The sequence below is a fragment of the Paenibacillus sp. 7523-1 genome (assembly GCF_002276415.1).
GTDB lineage: Bacteria > Bacillota > Bacilli > Paenibacillales > Paenibacillaceae > Paenibacillus > Paenibacillus illinoisensis_A.
The window spans coordinates 1-548 of sequence record NZ_NPBR01000021.1 but is presented as its reverse complement, the minus strand read 5'-3'; the positions used below and the strand labels follow the sequence as shown (position 1 = coordinate 548).

The 548-nt window shown below is 48.4% G+C and carries 5 tRNA genes; all 5 read right to left on the bottom strand.

The window, feature by feature from the left end:
* Window positions 1–11: 11 nt before the first annotated feature.
* The 5 genes from CHH60_RS22185 to CHH60_RS22165 all read right to left on the bottom strand — a co-directional run bounded on the left by CHH60_RS22185 (window position 12) and on the right by CHH60_RS22165 (window position 455).
* Window positions 12–84: transfer RNA gene (locus CHH60_RS22185), tRNA-His, on the bottom strand.
* A gap of 29 nt (window positions 85–113) precedes the next feature.
* A tRNA-Trp gene (locus CHH60_RS22180) sits at window positions 114–187 on the bottom strand.
* A 6-nt stretch (window positions 188–193) separates the two neighbouring features.
* Window positions 194–279: transfer RNA gene (locus CHH60_RS22175), tRNA-Tyr, on the bottom strand.
* Between the two features lie 4 nt (window positions 280–283).
* Window positions 284–359: transfer RNA gene (locus CHH60_RS22170), tRNA-Thr, on the bottom strand.
* Between the two features lie 20 nt (window positions 360–379).
* Window positions 380–455 (bottom strand) — tRNA-Phe (locus CHH60_RS22165).
* Between the last annotated feature and the right edge of the window lie 93 nt (window positions 456–548).

Here is a 548-nt window from a genome sequence, read left to right as displayed (position 1 = left end):
AAAAACAAAGGGGCGATCGAGGGGAATTGAACCCCCGAATGCCGGATCCACAAACCGGTGCGTTAACCACTTCGCCACGATCGCCATATGCATTATTACTTCAAAAAGTTAATTGGCAGGGGCAGCAGGAATTGAACCCACACCAACGGTTTTGGAGACCGTTGTTCTACCTTTAAACTATGCCCCTAAAAACTGGTGGAGGATGATGGATTCGAACCACCGAACCCGTAAGGGAGCAGATTTACAGTCTGATGCGTTTGGCCACTTCGCTAATCCTCCATAGTGGTGCCGGCGAGAGGACTTGAACCCCCAACCTACTGATTACAAGTCAGTTGCTCTACCAGTTGAGCTACACCGGCGTATTAAGTTGTAGTGATAATGGTGGCTCGGGACGGAATCGAACCGCCGACACGAGGATTTTCAGTCCTCTGCTCTACCGACTGAGCTACCGAGCCATAATAAAGTCTAATCATGAATGTTGCACTTTATCCAGGGCGTCGGTGCCATATAACAGACTTAGTGAACAGATTCCTCATGTATGGTAAAAA